The 23,980-nt window shown below is 61.1% G+C and carries 24 protein-coding genes and 3 pseudogenes; 14 read left to right on the top strand and 13 right to left on the bottom strand.

The window, feature by feature from the left end; genetic code table 11:
* Nucleotide 1: 1 nt before the first annotated feature.
* Nucleotides 2-1,657, top strand: a complete 1,656-nt coding sequence (locus N5A92_RS24115; RefSeq protein WP_260906914.1) for an ABC transporter ATP-binding protein — start codon at nt 2-4, stop codon at nt 1,655-1,657.
* Nucleotides 1,658-1,756: 99 nt separating this feature from the next.
* Here N5A92_RS24115 and N5A92_RS24110 read toward each other — a convergent pair whose 3' ends face one another.
* From N5A92_RS24110 to N5A92_RS24100, 3 genes are all read right to left on the bottom strand, one after another.
* Entirely contained in the window at nt 1,757-2,233 is a 477-nt protein-coding gene (locus N5A92_RS24110) for an Lrp/AsnC family transcriptional regulator (protein ID WP_260906913.1), read from the bottom strand.
* Nucleotides 2,234-2,560: 327 nt separating this feature from the next.
* Nucleotides 2,561-2,992, bottom strand: coding sequence for a RidA family protein (locus N5A92_RS24105; RefSeq protein ID WP_260906912.1), 432 nt, complete (start codon nt 2,990-2,992; stop codon nt 2,561-2,563).
* Nucleotides 2,992-4,074 (bottom strand): alanine racemase, encoded by a 1,083-nt coding sequence (locus N5A92_RS24100; RefSeq protein ID WP_260906911.1) that lies wholly within the window; start codon nt 4,072-4,074, stop codon nt 2,992-2,994. Before N5A92_RS24100 ends, N5A92_RS24105 begins: the two co-directional genes overlap by 1 nt.
* 191 nt (nt 4,075-4,265) lie before the next feature.
* Here N5A92_RS24100 and N5A92_RS24095 point away from each other — a divergent pair, with 191 nt between their 5' ends.
* Entirely contained in the window at nt 4,266-5,171 is a 906-nt protein-coding gene (locus N5A92_RS24095; protein ID WP_260906910.1) for a LysR family transcriptional regulator, read from the top strand.
* Between the two features lie 18 nt (nt 5,172-5,189).
* On the opposite strand, the gene N5A92_RS24090 is transcribed toward N5A92_RS24095, so the two are convergent.
* The 3 genes and pseudogenes from N5A92_RS24090 to N5A92_RS24080 form a co-directional block, all read right to left on the bottom strand.
* Nucleotides 5,190-6,617: an aldehyde dehydrogenase family protein gene (locus N5A92_RS24090; RefSeq protein WP_260906908.1), complete on the bottom strand. Its 1,428-nt coding sequence runs from the start codon at nt 6,615-6,617 to the stop codon at nt 5,190-5,192.
* Between the two features lie 265 nt (nt 6,618-6,882).
* Nucleotides 6,883-8,215: pseudogene (locus N5A92_RS24085) on the bottom strand (transglycosylase domain-containing protein); the annotation flags it as partial.
* A 466-nt stretch (nt 8,216-8,681) separates the two neighbouring features.
* Nucleotides 8,682-8,987: a hypothetical protein gene (locus N5A92_RS24080; RefSeq protein WP_260906906.1), complete on the bottom strand. Its 306-nt coding sequence runs from the start codon at nt 8,985-8,987 to the stop codon at nt 8,682-8,684.
* A gap of 313 nt (nt 8,988-9,300) precedes the next feature.
* Between N5A92_RS24080 and ftsH the strand changes: the two genes are divergently transcribed.
* The 6 genes from ftsH to N5A92_RS24050 all read left to right on the top strand — a co-directional run bounded on the left by ftsH (nt 9,301) and on the right by N5A92_RS24050 (nt 15,717).
* On the top strand, nt 9,301-11,157 hold the full coding sequence (gene ftsH, locus N5A92_RS24075) for an ATP-dependent zinc metalloprotease FtsH (RefSeq protein ID WP_260906904.1): 1,857 nt from the start codon (nt 9,301-9,303) through the stop codon (nt 11,155-11,157).
* A complete protein-coding gene (locus N5A92_RS24070) occupies nt 11,154-12,431 on the top strand; it encodes an Nramp family divalent metal transporter (RefSeq protein ID WP_313958454.1) in 1,278 nt (425 codons plus the stop codon). Before ftsH ends, N5A92_RS24070 begins: the two co-directional genes overlap by 4 nt.
* Nucleotides 12,428-12,607 carry a recombinase family protein gene (locus tag N5A92_RS24065; protein ID WP_260906902.1) on the top strand — a complete coding sequence of 60 codons (180 nt, stop codon included), beginning with the start codon at nt 12,428-12,430 and terminating at the stop codon, nt 12,605-12,607. Before N5A92_RS24070 ends, N5A92_RS24065 begins: the two co-directional genes overlap by 4 nt.
* A 166-nt stretch (nt 12,608-12,773) precedes the next feature.
* Entirely contained in the window at nt 12,774-13,598 is an 825-nt protein-coding gene (locus N5A92_RS24060; protein ID WP_260906900.1) for a COG4705 family protein, read from the top strand.
* A gap of 78 nt (nt 13,599-13,676) precedes the next feature.
* Nucleotides 13,677-14,354, top strand: coding sequence for a winged helix-turn-helix domain-containing protein (locus N5A92_RS24055; RefSeq protein ID WP_260906899.1), 678 nt, complete (start codon nt 13,677-13,679; stop codon nt 14,352-14,354).
* A complete protein-coding gene (locus N5A92_RS24050) occupies nt 14,341-15,717 on the top strand; it encodes a sensor histidine kinase (protein WP_260906898.1) in 1,377 nt (458 codons plus the stop codon). Before N5A92_RS24055 ends, N5A92_RS24050 begins: the two co-directional genes overlap by 14 nt.
* A gap of 5 nt (nt 15,718-15,722) precedes the next feature.
* On the opposite strand, the gene N5A92_RS24045 is transcribed toward N5A92_RS24050, so the two are convergent.
* The gene (locus tag N5A92_RS24045; RefSeq protein ID WP_260906897.1) at nt 15,723-16,241 is read right to left on the bottom strand and encodes a DUF2127 domain-containing protein; all 519 of its coding nucleotides are present in this window, start codon (nt 16,239-16,241) and stop codon (nt 15,723-15,725) included.
* A gap of 14 nt (nt 16,242-16,255) precedes the next feature.
* Between N5A92_RS24045 and N5A92_RS24040 the strand changes: the two genes are divergently transcribed.
* Both N5A92_RS24040 and N5A92_RS24035 read left to right on the top strand, forming a co-directional pair.
* Entirely contained in the window at nt 16,256-16,678 is a 423-nt protein-coding gene (locus tag N5A92_RS24040) for a phosphatase PAP2 family protein (protein WP_313958453.1), read from the top strand.
* Nucleotides 16,679-16,913: 235 nt separating this feature from the next.
* A pseudogene (locus N5A92_RS24035) lies at nt 16,914-17,153 on the top strand (ATP-binding protein); the annotation flags it as partial.
* A gap of 194 nt (nt 17,154-17,347) precedes the next feature.
* Here the strand turns inward: N5A92_RS24035 and N5A92_RS24030 are convergent.
* Nucleotides 17,348-17,716, bottom strand: coding sequence for a PepSY domain-containing protein (locus N5A92_RS24030; protein ID WP_260906896.1), 369 nt, complete (start codon nt 17,714-17,716; stop codon nt 17,348-17,350).
* 26 nt (nt 17,717-17,742) lie between these two features.
* Here N5A92_RS24030 and N5A92_RS27560 point away from each other — a divergent pair.
* Nucleotides 17,743-18,039: pseudogene (locus N5A92_RS27560) on the top strand (recombinase family protein); the annotation flags it as partial.
* A gap of 65 nt (nt 18,040-18,104) precedes the next feature.
* Here the strand turns inward: N5A92_RS27560 and N5A92_RS24020 are convergent.
* Nucleotides 18,105-19,040 (bottom strand): phosphatase PAP2 family protein, encoded by a 936-nt coding sequence (locus N5A92_RS24020; protein ID WP_260906895.1) that lies wholly within the window; start codon nt 19,038-19,040, stop codon nt 18,105-18,107.
* A gap of 187 nt (nt 19,041-19,227) precedes the next feature.
* Here N5A92_RS24020 and N5A92_RS24015 point away from each other — a divergent pair, with 187 nt between their 5' ends.
* Nucleotides 19,228-19,770, top strand: coding sequence for a Chromate resistance protein ChrB (locus N5A92_RS24015; RefSeq protein ID WP_260906894.1), 543 nt, complete (start codon nt 19,228-19,230; stop codon nt 19,768-19,770).
* A complete protein-coding gene (locus tag N5A92_RS24010; protein WP_425248636.1) occupies nt 19,754-21,022 on the top strand; it encodes an MFS transporter in 1,269 nt (422 codons plus the stop codon). The genes N5A92_RS24015 and N5A92_RS24010 overlap by 17 nt, the downstream gene beginning before the upstream one ends.
* Before the next feature lie 112 nt (nt 21,023-21,134).
* Here N5A92_RS24010 and N5A92_RS24005 read toward each other — a convergent pair whose 3' ends face one another.
* The 4 genes from N5A92_RS24005 to N5A92_RS23990 all read right to left on the bottom strand — a co-directional run bounded on the left by N5A92_RS24005 (nt 21,135) and on the right by N5A92_RS23990 (nt 23,581).
* Nucleotides 21,135-21,641, bottom strand: coding sequence for an Hsp20/alpha crystallin family protein (locus N5A92_RS24005; RefSeq protein ID WP_260906893.1), 507 nt, complete (start codon nt 21,639-21,641; stop codon nt 21,135-21,137).
* Nucleotides 21,642-21,673: 32 nt separating this feature from the next.
* Complete coding sequence (locus N5A92_RS24000; RefSeq protein ID WP_260906892.1) at nt 21,674-22,078, bottom strand: Hsp20/alpha crystallin family protein; 405 nt, start codon at nt 22,076-22,078, stop codon at nt 21,674-21,676.
* Nucleotides 22,079-22,097: 19 nt separating this feature from the next.
* A complete protein-coding gene (locus N5A92_RS23995) occupies nt 22,098-22,538 on the bottom strand; it encodes an Hsp20/alpha crystallin family protein (protein WP_260906891.1) in 441 nt (146 codons plus the stop codon).
* A gap of 797 nt (nt 22,539-23,335) precedes the next feature.
* Nucleotides 23,336-23,581 (bottom strand): hypothetical protein, encoded by a 246-nt coding sequence (locus N5A92_RS23990; protein ID WP_260906889.1) that lies wholly within the window; start codon nt 23,579-23,581, stop codon nt 23,336-23,338.
* Between the two features lie 125 nt (nt 23,582-23,706).
* Between N5A92_RS23990 and N5A92_RS23985 the strand changes: the two genes are divergently transcribed.
* Nucleotides 23,707-23,892, top strand: a complete 186-nt coding sequence (locus N5A92_RS23985) for a hypothetical protein (RefSeq protein WP_260906887.1) — start codon at nt 23,707-23,709, stop codon at nt 23,890-23,892.
* Nucleotides 23,893-23,980 lie beyond the last annotated feature (88 nt).

Genomic DNA, 23,980 nt, shown 5'->3' with positions numbered 1-23,980 from the left:
GATGACCGAGCTTGTCAGTATTCGTGACCTGAAGGTTGAAGCAACGAGCGATGCGGGCCGCCGCATCGAGATCATCAAGGGTGTGAGCTTCGAGGTCAAAGAGGGCGAGATCGTCTCGCTCATCGGTGAAAGCGGATCCGGCAAATCGACCATCGCTCTCAGCCTGATGGGCTACGCCCGCACAGGCTGTCGCATCAGTGGCGGCGAGGTGATGCTGGACGGCAGGAACGTGGCGCGTATGGGCGAACGGGCCCGCGCAGGGATGCGTGGCGCAGTCGTGTCCTACATCCCGCAAAGCGCGGCAGCCGCATTCAATCCAGCGCACCGCATCCTCACGCAGGTGGTGGAAACCGCGCGTATCCACGACCTGATGTCGGAAGCAGCGGCCAAGGCGCGGGCAATCGAACTGTTCCGTGCCTTGGCGCTGCCCGAACCGGAGACGATTGGATTTCGCTACCCGCACCAGGTATCCGGCGGGCAACTACAACGGCTTGCCGCTGCCATGGCGCTGATCACGCATCCCAAGCTCGTGATATTCGACGAGCCCACCACTGCCCTCGACGTGACGACACAGGTCGAGGTGCTGCGCGCATTCAAGGCCGTCATGCGCGAGCGTGGCATTGCAGGCGTATATGTCTCGCACGATCTCGCCGTGGTTGCCCAGGTTGCCGACCGCATCATAGTGCTCAAGGATGGCGCGGTTCAGGAGGAAGGTGCGACGGGGCAGATCCTTCATCACGCACGTCATCCTTATACGCGTGAACTCTTGGCCGCCTTCCATCCCTCTCCGCGCGCGGGAGAGCCAATCGAGACGAATCCCGCGGCCGAAACCCCGTTGCTCGACGTCTCGGACCTCGTGGTCGGCTATGGTGGTCTCAAGGCGGACGGAATGCCCCAGATCACCGCAGTAAAGAATGTCAGCTTGCGACTGGAGAAGGGGCGCAATCTGGGCATCATTGGGGAGTCGGGCTCTGGAAAATCTACCCTGGCGCGCGCTGTGGCGGGGCTCTTGCCTCCGGCATCCGGCAAAGTGAGCTTTGAAGGGCGGATGCTTGCTCCGTCCGCCGGGAAGCGTAGCCGGCAGGATCTGCGCGACATTCAGATCGTGTTCCAATACGCCGACACCGCACTCAATCCGGCTCACATTATCAGCGACATTCTGGGTCGACCGCTGAAGTTCTTTCACGGGCTGAGAGGTTCCGAACAGGATGTCCGCATCAATCAACTGCTTGACATGGTGAAGTTGCCGCGCGCGCTACGCGACCGGCGGCCCGCCGAGTTGTCCGGGGGGCAGAAACAGCGTGTGAATCTCGCCAGAGCCCTTGCGGCGGAGCCGAAGCTTATCCTTTGCGACGAGGTGACCTCCGCGCTCGATACGGTCGTAGCCGCCGCCGTAATCGACCTGCTGAAAGAACTCCAGCGCGAGCTCGGCTTGTCTTATCTCTTCATTAGCCACGATCTTTCCACCGTTCGCGCAATCTGCGACGAAGCGGCCGTCATGTACTGCGGCGAGAAGGTCGAACAGCTCACCCCCGCGAAAATGGATTCAGGTGGACAGCACCCCTATACGCGCTTGTTGTTTTCATCGGTTCCTAAGCTGGATCCTAGATGGCTCGACAGCTTTGAGCACGATAGGGAAGCCGTTTCGGCAGCCTGACGAACTTTCGAGGAAGCAGCCCATTGCCCCGGCCAACCCGGGAGCGGCAGGGCAGCATGACTTTTGTCAGAGAGGTTTTGGACGTCGTGCGCCCCGCGCTCACTCGCCGAAGAGGTTTGTCAGCGGTAGATGATAACGGGTGATGGGCGATTTCAGCACCACGTAGCTGAAGTACTTGTCTATGCCGATATCCATGTCGGTCAGGCGCTCCATGACCTCCTGGTAGTCAGAGATGCCGCGGGTGACGAATTTGAGCAGATAGTCATAGCCGCCCGACACCAGATGGCATTCGACGATGTTGTCCACCTTGCTGATGGCGGCCAGGAATCGCGCGAAATCGGCCTGACGGTGATTCTTGAGCGTCACTTCGGTGAATACCGTCAAGGCTTCGCCGAGACGCGCAAGATCGATATGTGCGGAATAGCCAACGATGTAGCCTTCGTCCTGCAGTCTCTTGGTCCGCGTCAAGCAGGGGCTGGGCGACAGGTGCACGCGCTCGGCCAGCTCGACATTGGTCATCCGGCCGTTTTTCTGCAGCTCCGATAGGATGTTAATGTCGATCCGGTCGAGTTTCATGAATCCCTCTTCACGAAGGAAGCAGTAGCCTGTGGGGGCAAGGTGTCAAGCCAACGGTCACGCTTGCCGCAACAGCTTCCGCATGTGTCGAAACTGCATCTCCTCCGCTCGTTGATGAGTATTGAGGGTGCGTCACCGAGCACTGGAAATCAATCTTCATAAGGAAAACTGGGCTGGGCCAAGGACCGGGCGGCGATAGCCCCAGGCGATTGAGACACCTGCGAGCACAGCGCCAAAGACGCCGAGATCAATTCCACGACATTCCTCGGAGAACATTGTCGTGACTTCGCCTCCACAAACCTGCCAATACTCTCCCTCGATCCGACTCTACATCTCTTCGCCAGCATTCACTGCCTCGGCCTTGAAAGCATCGTGCCGAATGACGGCGATCGCGTCGACTTCGACGAGGTATCCATAGTGGAGTTCCGGCACTGGAACGACGGTGCGAGCCGGGCGAGCATCACCTAGGTTGGCCGCATACACCTGATTGAAGCGTGGCCAATTGGCGACGTCGACGATGTAGGCGGTGACTTTAACGAGATCGGCCGGGGTTCCGCCGGCGGCTTTCAGAATCGCCAGCATGTTGTAGAGAGCCTGCGCTGCTTGGCTCTCGAAGCTCTCGTCGGCAAGGCCTTCTCCGCTTGGTCGGATTGGCAGTTGACCCGAAATATAAACATGCTGCCTGCTTCGCTTCGCCTGCGCGTAGTGGCCTGCGGGGAGCGGTGCTCCGTTGGTCTCAACCGTTATGATCTTGGACATCACCAACCTCCGAAACGGGTCCAGTGTGCCTCGACGACGTGTGAGCTGCCCCGGACCACATTGTAGGATCCGTGCTGTGCGGCTGTCGCGCAGGCGTGGTTTGGTAGGAGCCGCACCCGATCTCCGACCGCTAGATCGGGTAGTCGCGCGTTCGATCCGGCGCGCGCGGCGAGGATGCCATGTTCCTGGTTCGCGTCGGCAACAATGATGTCGGGATAGGGCGTGCCATTGACATCGCACACCAGCCCATATCCTTGATCGACGGTTTGCTTGGACGTGCCGCGGTCCCGCGACAGAGCCATCCATCCACCGTCGGTAACGATCCAGCCCTTCTCGCGCTGATGACCGATGACCGTCGCCAGAACGCTGAGCGCGATATCATCGACCTGGCAGACGCCGATCCCGGCCATCACGAGATCGAAGAAGACGAATACGCCGGCGCGAACCTCGGTCACACCCATGAGATCCGTTGCGTGATGCGCCGTGGGTGTCGAGCCCACGCTGACCACGGGGCAGGGCAGGCCTGCATGCTGCAGGATGCGGGCTGCATCTACAACGGCGAGCCGCTCCACCTCCGCGCAGTGCTGCAGCGCTTCGGCGCCTCCTCCCCTATAGCTGTCGCCGGCATGGGTAAGAACGCCGCGAAGCTCGGCACCTGCCGCCAGCGCCTGTCCGATCTCCACAAGCTGTACCTGATTGGTGGGGCGGACACCCGAACGATGGCCGTCGCAATCGATCTCGATCAGGGCAGGAATGCGAACTCCCGTCTGCCGCGACACCTCTGCGACCGCTCGCGCCTGCTCGACAGTATCCAGAATGACCGCGAGGTCGACGCCGCCTTCCAGCAACTGCGCGACGCGCGCGAGCTTCGCTGGCGTGATGCCGACCGCATAGATGATGTCGCGGACGCCTGCCGCCGCGAACTGCTCAGCCTCCTTGAGCGTGGAGACCATTGCTGGGCCTTCCGGCGAATTCATCACGCAGCGTGCCACTTCGACCGACTTGGCCGTCTTGAGGTGGGGCCTGAGGGATACGCCCAAGCCGTCGAGTCGATTCCTGAGGCGGGCGATATTCCGATCCATTCGGTCGGCGTCCAGAACTAGGCACGGCGTTTCCAGCCCCTCGAGGCTGGTCGGAGCGGTCAGCGGGGCAGTTCGGTCATTCGTCTTTGCTAAAGCCAAAGCTTCATCCTCCATCCGAAGCTTGCACCTTGCGGTGAAAGCATGAAGATGGCAATTAATGCCTTGTGAAGTTTCGCTTCAGGTAGGGATTAATGCTTACGTCCGACGACCTCGCCTTCTTTGCGGTTCTGGCAGATTCAAAATCACTCGCAGAGAGCGCAAGAACACTGAACGTCACCCCCCCAGCGGTCACGCAGCGCCTTCGGGCGCTAGAGGAGAAAGTCGGGGTGCGGCTCATCGATCGGTCCGGACGGCGGCTGCGCCTTACGGAAGAGGGCTCTTTGGTCGCCTCTCACAGCACCGTTGTAAACGATGCGCTGGATTCGCTTGCCGAAGCATTGGCTGACCGCAGGGGTATGGTTCGCGGACATCTCAGAGTCGCGGCGCCCCACGGTTTCGGTCGTGCTCATATAGCACCGGTCGTGGAGGCGTTCGCGTGCGAGCATGCCGGTGTGACCGTTACCCTCCAACTGTCCGACCATCCGGCGGCACTGCTCATTGAAAGCTACGACGTCGTCGTTCACATCGGGGGGGCAGGGCACCTGGACCAGGTCGTCACGACATTGGCGCCTAACCAGCGCATTCTATGTGCAAGCCAGACTTACCTTGACACTGCTTCGCCCATATCAGCGCCTGGTGACCTTGTTCAGCATCGCTGTCTCGCCGTTCGCGAGAACGACGAGGACGTAACCCTGTGGCGCTTCAAGGGGCTGCGACAGGAAGCTGCGACGGTGCGCGTAAATCCGGTGATGTCGAGCAATGATGGCGCGGTCATCCGCGAGTGGGCACTTGCCGGTCAGGGCATCATTATCCGTTCCGAGTGGGATGTGGCGGAGGATCTCGCCCGGGGACGGTTGCGGCAGGTGCTGCCCAACTGGGCGCTGCCCACCGCGGACATCGTCGCGATGCTTGGCTCCCGGCACGGACGAAGCGCACGGACTGCCGCCTTCCTGACGATGCTGCGACAGTCGCTGAAGCCGCCGCCCTGGCAGGCCTGAACTTGAGCGATGGCGTCGCTAATAGCCGACAATGGCCTTCGTCTCGAGATACTCTTCCAGTCCGTGCACGCCATACTCGCGGCCATTGCCCGAGCGCTTGTAGCCGCCGAAAGCGGCCATGCCGTCCCACGCTGGATAGTTGATATGCACCTGCCCCGCGCGGATACGCGAGGCAACGCGCCGCGCCCGCTCCGGATCCGCAGACTGTACATGGGCTCCCAGTCCGTAGACGGTGTCGTTGGCGATCGCGATCGCCTCTTCCTCATCCCGGTACGGCATGACCGCCAACACGGGCCCGAAAATCTCCTCGCGAGCGATGCGCATATCCGGCCGGACGTCTGAAAAGATAGTCGGCCGCATAAAGAAGCCTCGATCGAGGCCCTCCGGACATCCCGGGCCGCCACACACGAGCTTGGCGCCTTCGTCGATTCCGGCGCGGATCATGGCCTGAACCCGCTCATGCTGAGCCCCATTGGCGATGGGCCCCATGGCTGTCTCCGGGTCCCGTGGATCGCCGACGCGGATCGCATTCGCGGTTCTACCGGCCAGATCCTCGACCTCGGCGAGGCGATGGGCGGGTACGAGCATACGCGTTGGGGCGCTGCAAGACTGGCCGACATTGCGCATGCCGGCCAGCACCCCTTTGGGCACCGCCTCGGCGAAATTGGCGTCGTCGAGGAGGATGTTGGGTGACTTACCGCCGAGTTCCTGGACGACCCGCTTGACCGTCGGGGCCGCGGCCTGCGCGACGAGCACGCCTGCACGGGTCGATCCGGTGATCGAGATCATATCAACCTCCGGATGACCGGCGAGAGCTGCGCCGACCACATCTCCGGTGCCATTGACCAGGTTAAAGACACCCGGCGGGGTGCCGGCGTCGTGCATCAGCTGGGCGAAGAGCAAGGCGCTGCAGGGGGACAACTCGCTGGGTTTGAGGACGATGGTGCAGCCTGCGGCAATCGCCGGGGCAACCTTGGCGGTGATCTGGTAGAGCGGCCAGTTCCACGGCGTGATCAGGGCGCAAACGCCGATTGGCTCCTTGGCCGTTGCCGTACTGCCATCAATCGTCAGGAACTGGTATTTCTGAAGGACCTCCATCTGGACGCGAACGTGCTCGGCAGCGAAAGGCACCTGCGTGGCACGTGCGAAGCTGATCGCCGCACCCATCTCCGTGACGAGGGCTTCGGCGAACAGCTCCGCTCTCTCCTTAAGGAGCGCATGCATCCTACCGAGCAGCTCCAGCCGTTCGGTCACGGACGATTGAGAGAAGGCAGGGAAGGCCTTGCGAGCCGCCGTAACCGCGAGATTGACGTCATGGGTGTCTCCCGCGGCAACGCGCCCAATCACCTGTTCGGAGGCGGGATCAACAACAGGCAGGCTTGTCGCGTTCGCGCGCTCTTGCCACACCCCTTCGACGTAAAATTGAGCTTCTCGTTCATTGATCATGATTGGAACTTCCTCGGGAAAGCAGCGCGACCCTCGAGCCTCCGGAGGAGCATGCCCTATTTTGCCTAAAGGCCGCTATTTATGTCATCTGAATGTCGGCTTAAGCGTCGCCTTAAGAATCCGCGCTTCATGCCGTTGTTCCCGCGCACCGCAACAAGGAGGTAATCGGTTCGGCGTTTGCCTTCATGGTCGCGGTGAAATTTCTAACACACTTGCCGAGTTCGCGCCGCTTGAAGCCGGTTTCAGAAAATCACTAGGTTGCCCTGAGATCGAGCAGATTTACTTCCGACGCGCCGAGAGCCAGGCTGGGTATCTCGTTCAGCTTGGCATCGATGCCGAGCTCTCGCGCCGCCGCAACGACATTGTCGATCCCCACTTCCATGGCCAGGGCCACCGTCGCCGCATTCAGCGAGCGCGCGAACGCCTCAGCGATGCTGACCCGGCCTCGATAGCCGCCACCGTAGTTTTCCGGCCTCCAGCCGTTGATCTCGATCGGAGCGTCATCGACACTGTCGAACGGGGTAAGCCCAGCTTTGAGCGCGGCGTAGTAGACAAACAGCTTGAATGCGGAGCCGGGTTGGCGCATCGCCGACGCTGCGCGGTTGAAGGAGCTCTTCCCGTAATCACGGCCACCAACCATGGCGACGATCGCCCCTTCCGGCGTCATTGCCACCAGGGCCGCTTGCGATGCACCTGCGTTCGCTCCATGTTTGTCGAGCGCTTCGGCGACTACCTTCTCCGCGAGAATCTGCAGGCGCGGGATCATCGTGGTCCTGACGGTAATTGTGCCCCGATAGGGACCGGCAAGCTCGCGTGCTTCCTGCATGACCCAATCCGAAAACCAGCTGCCCGACCTTGCTGTAGGCTTCGTCGGACTGAATTCGGCAAATGCGTCATTCGCCGCCTCGGCCTGGGCCACCGTGATCTTACCAGCCCTGGCCATCATATCGAGCACAAGCTTTGCCTGCTGGCGCGCGCCTTGCGGATGGTTGAACGGATTGAGCTGAGACGGCGCACGGATGATGCCGGCGAGCATTGCGGCTTCACCGAGCTCGAGCTCCTGGACCTCCTTGTCGAAATAGATGCGCGCCGCAGCAGGCATCCCGGTCGCACCCGCGCCCAGATAGATGTTGTTCAGATACCGCGTGAGAATCTCATCCTTGCCGAGCTTATGCTCCAGCCAGAATGCGATGACTGCCTCCTGGATTTTACGTTTCCAGGTACGGTCCCGCTCCAGGTACATGATCTTGATCAGTTGCTGCGTGATCGTGCTGCCGCCCTGGACGACCTCGCCGGCCTCGACATTCTTGTACAGCGCGCGAAATATTCCCCTCAAATCGATGCCGGAATGCTCATAGAAGCGACGATCCTCTATGGTCAAAACCGCATCGATCAATTCATCCGGGAAATCCTGGCGGGCTGCATAGGGGCCCTGTATGGGTCCCTGACGAACCAACGGTTTGCCGTCTGCCGTTTCGAGCACGACCACGGGCTTCAGCGATCCGTCGGCGATTTCCTCCCAAGGCATCTCTTAGTGTCCAAGCAAAGAACATGAACAGAAAAACCAAGCTCGCCGCACCGGCCGCTGCACCCAGCATCACGAGCGGCTTGCCTTGGTACCGGGTTTGGCGCAACTGCTCGAATGCCGAGCGAGTCGTGCGGCCCACACTGGACAAGGTAACCGCTGAACGCCGCCCCAGTGCAGCCAGGCCGATTCGGATGCTCGACAGGTCAGCACTGCGCAGCCTCCGTAGCCCCTTCCAAATGGCTTCGTAACATGTTCTCGCGGCGGGAACGCAGACTGCTGCCAGATCATCATTCAGGGATCGGGCAACTTTGACAAGCGCCTGGCCGAGTTCGCCGAGCGCTCGTCTGGTTCTCGCAAACGCCTTGGAACCGGAGTCCTCGCTTCCATTCCCGGTTTCGCCAAACACTCGCTTCTCGCCACTCCCGTTCGACGTGTCGGTCAAGGCCTGTGCCCCCTACCTCAACCGCAGGCGCCCTCCCGCGCAGCGGGTTCGTTCTTCGGCCCCTGTCCGGCAGTGCGATTTGGCCAGGAAGTAATCACATTGCAGAGTACAACCTACGCCGCTCGGAAGAAGCTTCTTCCTTTATCGTAGCTTTCCGCTTGGCCGAGCCGCAGCGCCTTGGCAGCAGCCGACGAAAGGGCACCTTGCTCCCCGGCTCGGCGGGAAGTGCGCTGATCTCCGCCGCTTTTGTCCCAGACTGCGCGGCTGCTGCCGGCGCCGTTATTGCCGTGGTGACCATCAGGGCAGCCAGAACGGTCGCCGTTGGTGTAGGCGCCACCGTCATCTTCCGGATTTCTCGTCGCATCGCATGTTTCTCCTCAATTGCGACCAATGTCTTCACGCCCGTTCCTCCGGATCGCGGGATTGTCGCGGTGAACCCCGGCGGCCGTCACGGGAACGGGATGCGAAGCGAAAGGAGCAATCGGCGCGCCAACGGCGAAAACGCCGCCACATCAAAGGCATGCACCTTCAGGATGCAGGCGCGCGTCCCGGCTTTGGTTCAAATCCACCGCTTTTCGGCCCCAGCGCGTGGATATCCACCGGTTGCGCAATGGAGAGCTTCCGGAAAGCCCTTTCAAAACAGGATGTTGTGCCGTGGCATCGGACTTGCTGGCTACAAGGCATTGAGCGCATGCGCAACGAAGAGACACAAGATGGACAAGAAGCATCAGATCAATCTCTGGTACGTCATCGCGGCAGTTGTCCTGCTGTTCCTGTTTCAGGGGTGGTACGCGACCTGGCGCACCGTCGAGCCGATTCCCTATTCCGAGTTCGAGCAGTCTTTGAAGGACGGGAAGATCGCCGAGGTCCAGGTAGGCGAGCAGCAGCTCGTGGGACAGTTCAAGAAACCGCTGAAGGATGGCCGCACCTACTTCACCACCAACCGGGTTGATCCAGCCATCGCCGATGAACTCACCAAATACGGCGTGAAATTCGACGGCACGGCCAAGAACACCTTCCTCAGCGACCTGCTGTCCTGGGTGATCCCCATCGGCTTCTTCTTCGCGCTCTGGCTCTTCTTCATCCGCCGGGTTGCGAGGCAAGGGGTCGGCGGGCTGATGACGGTCGGCAAGTCGAAGGCCAAGGTCTATGTGGAGCGCGACACGAAGGTCGCCTTTTCCGATGTGGCCGGCGTCGAGGAGGCCAAGGACGAGCTCAAGGAGATCGTCGCCTTCCTGCGCGATCCCGCAAGCTACGGCCGGCTCGGCGCCCGCGTGCCCAAGGGCATCCTGCTCGTCGGCCCGCCCGGCACAGGCAAGACACTGCTTGCCAGGGCGGTGGCCGGCGAGGCGGGCGTGCCCTTCTTCTCCATCTCCGGCTCGGAGTTCGTGGAGATGTTCGTCGGCGTGGGTGCGGCGCGCGTGCGCGACCTCTTCGAGCAGGCACGCAAGGCCAAGCCCTGCATCATCTTCATTGACGAGCTTGACGCGCTGGGCCGCGCCCGCGCACCGGGCGGCATGCCCGGTGGCTTCGATGAAAAGGAGCAGACCCTCAATCAGCTCCTGACCGAACTCGACGGCTTCGACCCCTCCGAGGGCATCGTACTCCTGGGCGCCACCAACCGCCCGGAGGTGCTCGACCAGGCCCTCCTGCGCGCCGGCCGCTTCGACCGCCAGGTACTGGTGGACCGGCCGGACAAGCCGGGGAGGCTGGCCATCCTCCAGGTCCATATCCGCAAGATCCTCCGGCTCGCCGCCGACATCGAGCTCGATCAGGTCGCAGCCCTCACGACCGGCTTCACCGGCGCTGACCTCGCCAATCTGGTGAACGAGGCAGCACTTCTCGCCACTCGGCGCGGCGCATTGGAGGTGACGATGGCCGACTTCACCAACGCCATCGAGCGCATCGTCGCCGGACTGGAGAAGAAGAGCCGCCTGCTCAATCCGCATGAACGCCGGGTGGTGGCGCATCACGAGATGGGCCATGCGCTCGTGGCCGCATCGCTGCCCGGAATGGACCCGGTTCACAAGGTATCGATCATCCCGCGCGGCGTCGGCGCGCTCGGCTACACGATCCAGCGGCCGACGGAAGAGCGCTTCCTGCAGACGACCCGCGATCTCAAGGACCGCATGGCGGTGCTCATGGGCGGCCGGGTGGCCGAGCGCCTCGTCTTCGGCGAGATCTCCACCGGAGCGGCGGACGACCTCGCCAAGGTGACCGATATCGCGCGGCACATGGTCACCCGCTTCGGCATGGTCCACGAAACCGGCGAGGTGGTTTATGAGCAAGACCGCCCGGCTCTTCTCGGCCAGACCTATGGACTGGGCCAGCCGAAGGACTATGCGGAGGCCACGGCGCGCGAAATCGACCTGGCGGTGATGAGGCTGGTCGAGGAGGCGTCCAAGCAGGCTGAAGCCATCCTCACCGAGCGCCGTGCCGACCTCCACGAGGGCGCCGAACTGCTCCTCAAGGATGAAACGATCACCGCCGCCGACTTTCCGCCGATCACCGGCAGGTCGCGGCCGGGCGAAGCGGCCCAGCGCCCCGGTCCGAAGGTGGCCGTGGCATGAGCATGGAAGACCGCCTCTCTCCCGCCGACACCTCCCCAGTGGCGGCGAAGGAGCTGGTGGCGGGGCGGCGGAGACCGCGCCTGGCGAAGCGATCGCTCTTCTTTGGCGCGGCCTTCGTCTCGGCCATCGGCTACATCGACCCCGGCAACTACGCCACGAACATTGAAGCCGGTGCGCACTACGGCCACATGCTTCTGTGGGTGGTCGTCTGGGCCAATCTGATCGCCGTTCTCGTCCAGCTCCTGTCGTCCAAGCTCGGCCTGGCCACGGGGGCGAGCCTGGCGGAGGTGCTGCGCGCGCACCTGCCGCCCTGGGCCAGATGGGCCTATTGGATACAAGCGGAGATCCTCGCCGTCGCCACGGATCTCGCGGAGTTTGTGGGTGCCGCGCTCGGCTTCAAGCTGCTGTTCGACCTGACGCTTTTTGAGGGCGCCGTGCTTACGGGGATCGCAAGCTGGGCGATTCTCTCGATCGAGCGGCGAGGCTTGAAGCCGCTGGAACTGGTCATCGGCTCGATGCTCGCCGCTGTCGCCCTCATCTACGTTCTCGAGCTTGCCTTCAGCCACCCTGCCCCCAAGGCCCTTCTCGAAGGCGCGCTCGTCCCCACGCTCTCCGGCGAGAACAGCCTCTATCTCGCCGCCGGCATTCTCGGCGCCACGGTGATGCCGCATGTCATCTACCTCCACTCCGCGCTCAGCCGCTCGGACGCGCAGACCTTCGCCACCACCTCGCGGAAAAAGCTCTGGTGGTGGAGTCGCTGGGATGTGGGTATCGCCATGGCGATCGCAAGCTTCGTCAATTTCGCCATGCTCGCCATGGCCGCGGCGGTCTTCCACCCCGTTCATTCCGACTTGGCGGGGATCGAGACCGCCTACCGGACGCTGGAGCCCTTGGCCGGCCCCTTCGCCGCCCGCATCTTCGGCCTGTCTCTCATAATTGCGGGGCTGGCCTCGACGGTGGTGGGCACGCTCGCCGGACAGGAGGTCATGCAAGGCTTCGTGGGGTTCCGGATTCCACTCCTCGTCCGCCGAGCGGTCACCATGGCTCCCTCCTTCATGGTCATCCTGGCCGGCTTCGACGTCACGCGGGTGCTTGTCTTGAGCCAGGTTGTCCTGAGCTTCGGCATCGCTTTTGCGCTCATACCGCTCGTGATCTTCACGAGCCGCCCGACCCTCATGGGCGATCTGGCGAACCGACGGATGACCAACGCGCTTGCCTGGACCGCCGTCGTCATCGTCGTCGCGCTGAATATCGTCCTTATGGTGACGACGTGAAAATCGACCGTATCAGCCGCCTGCCGCATGTGGAATCTGAAAGGCTGATCGCGACGATCTCCCGAAAAGGGACGCGGCTTGCCGTTCCCGGTGTCGTCGATCTTTCAAAGCTGGCGACCGACGAGAATGGCGTATCGAAGATAGCGAAGATTAGAATTAGTCGAAGTTGTGGGTGAAACCTATGCAATGCAACGACCTACACGCGATGACTACGCCGAGGCCCGCATTTCATACGGATCCGTAAAGTTTCGGCAAAGATGCCGACAGTTCCGCCTCCTAGGAGGCAGGAAGCCGCGGGCAGGAAGCCCGTCCGGCAGACAACCGCTTCCTCAGGAGGGACCGATGGACATCACCACGCAGGAGCCGACGGCAGCACCCATGCTGAACAAGGTGCCGGAGATCACGCTCTATTTCTGGATCATCAAAATCATGGCGACGACCGTCGGCGAGACGGCCGCCGACTACCTCAACGTCAACCTCGGCTTCGGCCTCACCAACACGTCCTGGGTTATGAGCGGGTTGCTCGTCGCCGTCCTGGCATACCAGCTTATGCGCCGCCAATACGTCCCGTGGCTCTACTGGCTGACTGTCATTCTCATCAGCATCGTCGGCACGCTAATCACGGACAATCTGACCGATGCCTTCGGCGTCCCGCTCTGGACCTCGACGGCGGTGTTCAGCGTCCTGCTGGCGGTGACCTTCATGGCTTGGTACGCCGCCGAACGCACGCTCTCGATCCACACCATCTTCACGACACGGCGCGAGCTTTTCTACTGGGCAGCGATCCTGTTCACCTTCGCGCTCGGAACGGCGGGCGGCGACCTCGCGACCGAGGGTGTCGGCCTCGGCTACATGCAGGGCACGCTCATCTTCGGCGGCCTGATCGCGCTGACGACGGTCGCCTACTACGCCATGGGCCTCAACGCGGTGCTCGCCTTCTGGATCGCCTACATCCTGACGCGCCCGCTCGGCGCCTCGATCGGCGATCTGCTCTCGCAGCCTCCGGCCGACGGCGGGCTCGGTCTCAGCCACTTCGGCATAAACGCCGTCTTCTTCGTGATCATCGTGGCTCTGATCGGCTACCTGACCGCCAGCCGAGCGGACAGACCGTCCCGAGAAGAGGAAACGGCGGCGAAGCGCCACTGGGCGGAAGGTGCTCACGGCTAGGTTGCACAAGAACCCGGCAGGTGGGGAGGACGGCCTTCCTGCCGCCTCCCTGCCATGCAATAGTAAAGGCAGACGACGATGCGAATCCTCTACATCGAAGATGATGCCAAGACCGCCGAAAGGGTAGCTCGCGGCTTCGCCGAGGTCGGGCACGTCTGCGACGTCGTGGCGGACGGCGAGGACGGCCTGTTCCAGGCAATGCGCGAATCATACGACGTTCTGGTGATCGACCGCATGCTGCCGGGGCTGGACGGCCTGTCGCTCGTGCGCTCGCTTCGCGCGGCCGGGCGCAAGATTCCGGCCCTCTTCCTCACCTCGGTGGGCGGGATAGACGATCGGGTCGAGGGACTTGAGGCCGGAGGCGACGACTATTTGGTCAAGCCCTTCGCCTTTTCTGAACTTCAGGCTCGCGTGAACGCGCTTGCGCGCCGGCCACCGCCGGTCTCCGTACAGACGATCTTGCAAGTGGCCGACCTGAAGATGGATCTGGTCCGGCGGCGGGTCAGGCGCGGCGAAACTGACATAGAGCTGCAGCCCAGGGAGTTCACCCTGCTCGAAGTTCTCATGCGCAACGAGGGTCGTATCGTAACACGCACGATGCTGCTCGAGCGGGTCTGGGAATTCCACTTCGATCCCAGGACGAGTGTCGTCGAGACCCATGTCAGCCGCCTGCGGGCAAAGGTCGACAAGCCCTTCGCGACTCCTCTCATCCATACCGTGCGCAATGTCGGGTATTCCCTGCATGCACCGCGATAGCCTCGTCCGCAGTACCCCCTTCCGGCTAGCCGTCGCATTCGCGGTGATGGTGGTGGTCGCCTTCGCGCTCACCGGCATTGCCGTGCACAAGCTAGTGGAATGGGAACTGCGTAGATATCAGGATAAGACGATCCGGGAGACCTATTCCGTTATCGCGGACGCCTATGGCGACAGCGATCTGCAAGACATGCTGGAGGCGGTGGAAATGAACGTGCGGGCGACGCGCGGAATGGACCGCATCTTTGAGGTGACGTCGGCGGATCGCCGCTTCCTCGGTGGCAATGTTCGCGATTTTGACGTGCCCGACGGATGGAGCGACATCAAGGGGCGGGCCATTGGGCGTGAACCGGATCTCGCCTACCGTGTCTATGCCGGGATGGTTGATGGCAACCGCGTTGTCGTGGGCACGAGTCAGCAAGAGAACGACAGCATCCAGGAAATCCTCGCTTCCAGCTTCGCCTGGGCCACGGTGCTGGTTGCCGTTCTGGCTGTGTCCGGCGGCGCGGCGCTCGCCGCAAGGGTCCGTCGCCGCTTCAACGCGGTCGGCGACACCATGCATGCCGTTTCCCGTGGACGACTGTCCGCTCGCATCCCGTCGCTCGGAAACGGCGACGACATCGATGCGCTCGCCCGCGACATAAACGACGCGCTGGCTCGCCTCGAGCATACTGTGGAGGGCATGCGCCAGGTCAGCGCAGATATCGCGCACGACCTGAAGACACCGCTCAACCGTCTACGCCTGACGATAGAAGAGGCGCTCGACCGGGAGGCTCACGGGCTCTCAGTCGGTGAGGCGCTTGTGGAAGCCGCCGTGGAGGCCGACCGCATCAACGAGACCTTCGAGGCGCTTCTGCGCATCTCCCAGATCGAGGCGGGCTCCCGCAAGACCCGGTTCGGTCCCGTCGACCTGGGCGCGATCCTGGAATTCCTCATCGAGGTCTATCGCGACGTCGCGGACGATGCTGGTCAGTCGCTGTTTTTCGACCGGCGTGCCGGAGCGTACCCGCCGCTTTCGGGCGACCGCGAGCTGCTCACGCAGATGTTTGCCAACCTCATCGAGAACGCGATCCGCCACTGCCCTGCGGGTACAACGCTAACCGTTAAACTCCAGAATGACCCGCAAGGCCTTGTGGCGCGTTTCGAGGACGACGGTCCGGGCATTCCCGAGGCCGAGCGGGAGAAGGTGTTCCGTCGTCTCTACCGGCTGGAAAAGAGCCGCACCTCGCCTGGCAGCGGGCTCGGGCTCAGCCTCGTAAAGGCGGTGGCAGACCTGCATGACGCGGCGATCGAACTCAACGACATGAAGCCCGGGCTTGGTGTCGTAATCCGGTTTCGTCCCGATCCGCGCGTCTGCGCGGCGTAACTTGTTCAGGAGCTCTCCCGAGGCCTCTTCAGATGACGCTCGAGCACGCGCCATTCGTGCCAGACGAGGACGATAACGACGATGTCGAAGAGCGTCAGCACTATGAGGCCGAACCCATGGGTGTAGGAATAGCGATATAGCTGGTAGGCGACGAACCCGGCGAGCGCGACGAGCGATGCCGGGTAGGCCCAGAGCCGTTCGCGCAGCAGGCCGGCGACAAGCACGGCCTTCACCAGCCCGTGGCTTAGCAGATAGAACGCATAGAAGGACTGGGTTCCGACCGAGAGATGCTGGGCAGCATCGAGCAGATGCGTCGCGATGAAGTCGCGAGGATCCTCGAGCAGTTCCTCCTGCGTCAGGAACTGCACCCAGCGCTTTATCGTCTCCCCGCTAACGATATAGAGCGCGATCCCGGATGCGCATTCGATCACGGCATGAAAGCCCTTGAGGATGACGCTGATCTGAAAGATGCGATGGATCCGCTGCTCGGTATGGTCCACCGCGACGTGTCGGTTCGCGAACATCAGTAGAAATCACTTTGGACAGAATGATCACTGCAGCCATCAACGGACCGGCTGGCACATATCCCCTGCTCGATAGCCTCACGATCGCCGTGACGCAACTCGGTGTCCCGGCCATCGTCCTGATCGTGGCGCTGCAATGGTGGAATCGGAAGGACCGTTTGCATGTGCGCCATGTTGCCGTCACGGCCAGCCTGTCGTTTGTCTTAGGACTTGCCGAACCAGCTTATCCTGCTTTTCGTAGATCGTGTGAGGCCATACGACGCGGAGGTACCCCACCTCATCATTGCGCCGACCCCTCCTTCCCGTCCGATCACGCGACGGTAGTCGCGGCCGTCGTCGTCGGTGGGGTGCTGACGGGCATCGCCGCAGAAATGCTGGTACGAATGCTTTATCGCAAAGGCAGCCGCCTAGACGCATTCGTGTCGGGGGTTCTCTAGGCCATGGCGATCCTCGACACGGTTCGGGAGCGTTTGGGAAAGGCTGCTGATCGAACCAGGTGTCTTCGTGGTGGGGGGCCAGCTGTGATGGTCCTGCTGTTTGGTTGGATCGTCGAGGATGTGTTCACGAACGACAGACTCACATTCGTCATGGCCATCACCAAGGCGATGCCTACGGCAGGCGACCTGACGACCGCCGAGGGCCGCACGGGCTCGAAAGCGCCTTGTCCATTCCGATATCGATATCCTCAACGAGCTGGGATATCTGCCGTTCAGCACCTCTGGTGGTGCGTTGCTCTTCCACCTGTTCAGCAAGCTCTACGAACGCACCACCGTCATCATCACTACCGGCCTGAGCGTCAGCGAATAGGCCAGCGTCTTCGGGGACGCTAAGATGACCACCGCGCTTCTCGACCGGCTCACACACCATTGCCACATCCTCGAAACTGGAAACGACAGCTTCCGCTTCAAGAATAGCTGGGCACATGAACGCAAACCACGAAGGAGAAAGGCAGGAACTTGACCGCACCCACAGACCCAAATGGCGGGTCAGTTCTTAGCGGAAATCAACAGTCCCGGCGCGTCGATGGACTGGACAATAACGCGATACCGCCGCCCGGCAAGCTGACTGCAAGGCGGCGGCAATTTTCACTTCGGCTTAGGCGTGCATCACTCGTCGTACTCGCCTTCCTGAGAATCATCGACGGTGCCGCTGCCATCGTTTTCATTCTCGGCTGCGGCGGTCGCCTTGACCGCCTCCCCGGTCGATGCATCGACAAAGAAGTTCTGCTCGGTTCCATCCGGCTGCACCGTGGAGACCTCATAGCCTGGCTTGCCGTTCTCGTCCGAGAACACGGCTTCCATAACCTTGCCGCCCGACTTGTCTTCTGCTGCCTGCACGGCCTCCGACATCGACACCTTGGCGGCAAGCGCCGCCTGCATTTCGGTTTTGTCTGAAGCACCTGTTTCTGCATAGGCGGGGAGGGCACTGCCCGCGACCATGGCAGCGAGGGCACCGGCGAGGACTGCGTTTTTCATGATTTTGCTCCTTGGCTGAGGGAGAGGCGACCGTCGCCTCTCTCCCGAACAGGTTGGGCCGCGAAGTTCACCGCATCCTTTCTGCGGGCTTACCGATACGTAAGAAAAACCAAAGGCAGAGCTTACGGACCGTATTTGCTCTCACCACGGCACAAGTGCGCCTCGCACAGGCCGTGATGGCTTAGCGCGACACATCTGTCGCTGAACTTTGCAAGGAGCTCGGGATCGAACGCGTGACCCTCTATCGCTATGTCGGTCCAAAGGGACAACTCAGAAACTATAGAAAGCGTGTCCTCGGTTTAGCAAACGATTTTGTTTCTTAAAATTACAACCCTGGTGGATCGCATAACCGCCAGTTTTCGCGGCTTTCCGCTCATTAACAATGATTTCAGTTGCTGGAACGGCTTTGCGGCAGGGAGACCCGCCGCTGAAATATCCACGTGAGCGCCCCGAAGCCGACACTGACAAAAAGCGAAAGCCAGAGCCACCCCTCAACCATGGGCTCAAAGTTGGGCGAGGAGCGTTCTTGCCATTCGATCAAAGCGAGGTTGGGAAGCAGACCGCTTGTCGACATAGCGACGGCAGCGATGACGACGCCGAACACTGACGGGGCGATCAATCGTGGCGGAGCGGTATGTGTATCGGGCGCATCGACGGGAACGCCGATCGTTTTCGCAACAAGCCCATGGCGAGGCGAGGTTGCCGCTGCCCCGCCCCAGCTTAGTGGAAAGCCGTATCTGGCGAGAATAACCCTGATGGTCAGAACGCCGACAACCGCGATCATTGAGGACGCCACTACGTCGCTGATATAATGCGCGGTTGTAACAAAGCGCGTGCAAGCCAAGGTGATCCCACCAGCAAGTGCCAGACTGCGATATTTCGGGAAGATCAGGGCCAGAGCTACGCCCGCCGCCATGGCGCAAGCGGTATGACCGGATGGAAATGAATTATAATCCCTTCCGAACCGGAAAAAGAAAAACTGATAAATATCGTGGTTTAGAAGTAAATTTGGGCGGGCTCTGCCAAATACGATTTTGATTATATCGACAACTATGCCGGTCACAGCCACGCTAAGCAGAACAAACAGCGCCTGGGAGGCATAGAGCGGGTTTCGCAATACAAACCGGGATAGTACGAAGGCCACAGCAGCGGGAATGATGAACCAGTAAGCTTTGCCGAAGTCCGTTAAGAACCAGGCAACCTGCACAAACATCGTGTCACGTTGGCTTGCGAAGAACAGAGCAACTGGACGGTCCACAAGCTCTTCCAGCGCGTGAAGCTGGACTATAGCCCCCATCAGCGCCGACAGCGCCGCACCAGCCAATATCCACTTTGTGAGTGTTCGGGGGGGAGCGTGTCCTGACGCTTGCATTTGGTCCGTCCTTGTCAATCGGCCTGTTGAAATTCAGTTGGTTGCGATCGCTCTCACCAAAAATGTGGAATCCGCCTACAGGCGAAATGAGACAAAATGTTGTCTTGAAATGTAACCGCTGTTACATCATGAAATGAATATGAATTCGCTTTCCTGGCTCCTTCTCATTTACAAAGTCCCTGCCGAACCGTCCTCGAAGCGCATTGCGATCTGGCGGCGGCTGAAGGGGATGGGGGCGGTCTATCTACAAAGCGGGGTCTGCGTGCTCCCGCAAACCGACGAGCACACGCGCGGCCTCAAAATACTGGCGAATGAAATCGCTGAGATCGACGGCGAATCCGTACTTCTGGAGACGGCCGCCCTGGATCGTGCGCAGAGAGACAAGGTGATTGCACGCTTCAAACAGGATCGGGACGAGGCCTACCGGGAATTCATCGACAAATGCACGGACTTCCATGGGGAAATTGCCAAAGAGCGGGCCGCGAACAACTTCACCTACGCCGAGCTGGAAGAGAACGACGTTGATCTGAAAAAGCTTCAGGGCTGGTTTGAGAAGATCAGGAAGCTGGACTTTTACAGCGCAGCTTTAGGGGCCGAAGCAGAAGAACGGCTGCGCGGTTGCGAAGAACTGCTCGACGTTTACGCGCGCGAGGTTTTTGACGCGCATGACGAGAACAGTTGAAGACGAAGTCGCCGCGGCTAATCCAGCCGTTGCGTCTCTGGACAATCGCCGATCCGTTCCCGCCGGCGTGTGGATGCTCGGCCTGGTGTCGCTATTCATGGACACATCGTCCGAGATGATTCATGCCCTGCTGCCGGTCTACATGGTTTCGGTGCTTGGAACCTCGGCTCTGGCTGTGGGTATGATCGAGGGCATCGCGGAAGCGACTGCCTCGATTACAAAGGTGTTTTCCGGCGCGCTAAGCGACTGGCTCGGGAAACGCAAACTCCTCGCAGCCCTGGGATACGGCTTGGCAGCCATCACGAAACCGATTTTCCCGCTCGCCACCTCAATAGAATGGCTGGTCGCCGCTCGCTTTATCGATCGGGTGGGGAAGGGCATCCGTGGTGCGCCGCGTGACGCTCTTGTTGCCGATATCGCACCTCCGCATTTGCGCGGTGCGAGCTTCGGGCTGCGTCAGTCCCTTGATACTGTCGGAGCATTTCTGGGCCCGCTCATCGCCATCGGCCTGATGTGGCTGACAGCCGACAATTTCCAGCAAGTATTCTGGATTGCCGTCATCCCGGCTTTCATGTCGGTCGCTATCATTGTGTTTCTGGTCCGCGAGCCTGACCGGCCACAGGACACGAGAAGGCTTCGCGCGCCCCTCCACCCCGCCGATCTGAAGCAGGTGGGCCGAGCGTTCTGGTGTGTGGTGGCCGTGGCGACACTCTTTACGCCGGCCCGCTTCAGCGAAGCCTTTCTGGTCTTGAAGGCACAAGCCATCGGCCTTCCGGTGATGGCAATCCCGGCGGTGATGGTCATCATGAGCTTCGCCTATTCGCTGTCGGCCTATCCCGCCGGCATTATGTCAGACCGGGTCAACCGCATCACGATGCTGGCCCTGGGTTTGGCGCTTTTGGTGCTGGCCGAGGTGACATTGGCCTTTGCGAGCGGACTGATAGCCGTCGCAATTGGGGTCACGCTGTGGGGATTTCATATGGGTTACACACAAGGCCTGTTTGCCACCCTTGTCGCGGACACCGCGCCGGCAGAACTGCGAGGAACAGCCTATGGGATATTCAACCTCGTTACGGGCGTAGCCATGTTTCTCGCCAGCGTGATCGCTGGGGCGTTTTGGGATCAGCTTGGATCTCAATCCACCTTCCTCGTTGGCGCCATCTTCGCAGTGCTTACGTTGCTAAGCCTTCCTCTCCTGAAAAATCGCCTGTGCGTTGAAGGCAACGAAGGCGTGCCTACAGTTGAAAGATAACAATGACGACTTCGACGGTTCAAAAGCCATTCCGGCAAAAAAATAGAAACTCAGCATAAATCGATACATAATCGGGCCCAGCGGCCGTCCTGGCCGCCGGACCTGTCTTGCGTCATGCCGCCTTCACCTCAATTTTCCGGACCTTTTTCTGCGCCTCCGGTGTCTTGGGAAGGATCACCGTCAAGACGCCGTTCTTGAACCGTGCCTCCGCCTTTTTGGGGTCGACACCGGCTGGCAGGGGAATGTTGCGGTAGAAGGAGCCGTAGCTTCGCTCGGACAGATAATAGCCCTTCTTCTTCTCCTCGCGTTCGTTCTTCTTCTCACCGCGGATGGTCAGAACGTCGTCGCTCAGCCTGACGTCGATGTCCTTTTCGGTCATGCCGGGCAGTTCGAACGAGACTTCGACTTCCTTATCGGTCTCCGAGACCTCCGTGTGCGGTGTGCCCACGGATAGGAATCCGTTCGTCGCGCCGGATGGGGGCTCGAAGCGATTCCAGAAATCGTCGAAGACACGGTTGATGTCTCGCTGCAAAGCCGAGAGCGGATTGCCGCCTCCGTCCTGCCCCTGCGAGAGAGTGCTTCGCGTGCGGCTCCAGGGAATGAGATCCTTGATCTGCATGTTAGGCCTCCTTTCACACCTCCTGAGCAGGCCTACGCCGCCTTAACCTCGATCCTTTGGGTCTTGGCGGATTCGGCCTTCGGCAACTTCAGGGTGAGCACGCCGTTCTTGTGGCTGGCTTCGATATGGTCGCGGTCGACCTCCTCCGAGAGGGTGAACACACGCTCGAAGTCGCCTTCGCCGTACTCAGCGTAGAGACGTTTATAGCCATCGTGAGCCTCCGTCGGCACCTTGCCGCGAATGGTCAGGACGCGGCGTTCCAGCGTGACATCGACATCGCCTGGCGCAACACCAGGCATATCGGCGACAAGCACGATGTGATCCACGGTCTCATAGATGTCTGTGTCAGGCAGATAGATCGGCGCCGCGGTGCTCGGCTCGCCGCCGTTGGTGCGAGCGACGTCCCGCTTCCTCGTGGTCGTCACTTCCTGTGCCATGATTGCATCTCCTTGCTGTTCATTGATTACTGATCTGAATCTTGCGCGGCTGATCTGCCTCCGGTCGCTGCATTTCGATCTCCAGGACGCCGTTCTGGAACCGAGCCTTTACCTGGTCCGGATCGACACGATAAGGCAGCGAAACGGTGCGAGAGAATGCGCCCAGGGGCCGCTCGCGCCGATGCCAGCTTGCCTGCTCCGCCTCTTCCATCGGTTTGCGCTCACCGCGGATGGTCAGCGTGTCCTCGCGAATCGTGAGATCCACTTCCTCCGCCGACAGCCCCGGCAATTCGGCCGTGACCGCTATGCTGTTCTCGCCGAGCCAGAGATTGACCGGCGGATAGATTCTGGTCGCAGGAGAGCTAGGGAAATCGGCAAACAGCCGATTCATGTCCTCCCGCATTCGTTGCATTTCCGTGAACGGATCCCAGTCGAAGCCTGATGTTCGTCCCAGCAGCATGGTTGTCATCCTCCTTCGTTCCAAACTTAGCCCGAGCCGCTAGCACGCGAACGGCCTCGCACGCACCGGCGTGCGTCCGCCGCGTGGCGCCGCGAGCTGCAAGTTTCGAGATGCGGAGAACAACTGCCGAGCCAGAGGCAAAGAGGAGGGAAAGCCCGACAACGACCGGCGCGTCTCGCAAAGAGAAGTGCCGGACAACAACCAATGGCTAGGCGCACATGCTTTCGTCGCGAAGCGACATGCGGCGCCCGCCCCTATGGGCCGGACTCGCCATTACTTGCCTCGGGACCCGTCAGTGGCATCCCGCGGCAATCGATTTGGTGAGGGCTGTTCGTAATTTCAAGTACCCCCGGATCCAGGAAGATGCTTTTCGGCGGAACGACTTATTCGGGTAGATTCCTGACGATTGGGGTGTCTACGAAATCACTGCACGTGACTTCTGATCGCAGCTACTCACTGCACTCCTCTCCTGCACGCTGAACTTATCTTCTGAACGTGTGAAGCTTGAAGTATCCGCCCCTATGGTGTGCCTCTCTGCCTTTGACTGCTCAATTTGACAGCCGTGGCCCGATGATCCCGCCGGCCTCAACCCTTCCCGCAAACGACACAGGAGACATTGCCGAACCCAAAGCCGCCGCTCTCCAGCGCCACAGACCGCGCACGGCTTTAAACTCACGCCGCCAAGTCGGCGCCCGAACCCGTCAAAACAAAGGGCGGTGAGAGAAGCGGGCTAGCCGGCGGGAGCGGGACTGGTGCGTACGCTGCCCGAGAAGCCAATGAAACAGGAGCGCCGTTGTTCACCATCGCATTCGCGCTTCAATTCCGAAGGCGGCGCGGCTGAAGCCATCCCCAGCCCCTCTGCGTGCGGTGGACGAATACGACGCGAACACGTCGAGCCAAAGGCTCTCAGTCATACCGTACGTAAGCCTGCCGCCGATATAGGCGATCGGGCGATCGCCGTCCGGCCGGCTCCATTCCCATCCCGCTGCAGCCTGGATCAGCAGGCAACACAGGCCGGTCGAAAAATCGGCTTTCACCGGCAAGCGGCGAACCTTCCGATTTTTAGCCCTGCCGGCGTCCCCACTTCGTTCGCCCTGAAGGGTGCCTGCTGCTCTTGATCCGGGCCGTGCATCGCTCCCGTCGGAAGATCGAAACACGGAGTGATCCAATGAACGACCCGAGCAACTTCATCCGCTTCAATGAGAACAACACCAAGCTGACAGGCAACGTCGCGGCCCTGGACTTAGACTTCAAAATCTTCGGCGAGAAGCTGAACAGCGAGAACGAAGAAGCGCCTGCGTATCGCCTCTTCGGCCACGCCGCGCACAAGGTTCACCTTATGCCCGGACGATGAATATTCTCGTTTGTGCGCCAGCCGTCCTGCCATCATTGATTATCGGATAGGGTAGGGGAACCTGCCCCAATACCATCCAGGTTCAAGG

The organism is Chelativorans salis, assembly GCF_025336525.1.
GTDB classification, from domain to species: domain Bacteria; phylum Pseudomonadota; class Alphaproteobacteria; order Rhizobiales; family Rhizobiaceae; genus Chelativorans; species Chelativorans salis.
The sequence above is the reverse complement of the archived record's forward strand: the minus strand, read 5'-3'. Positions and strand labels throughout refer to the sequence as shown.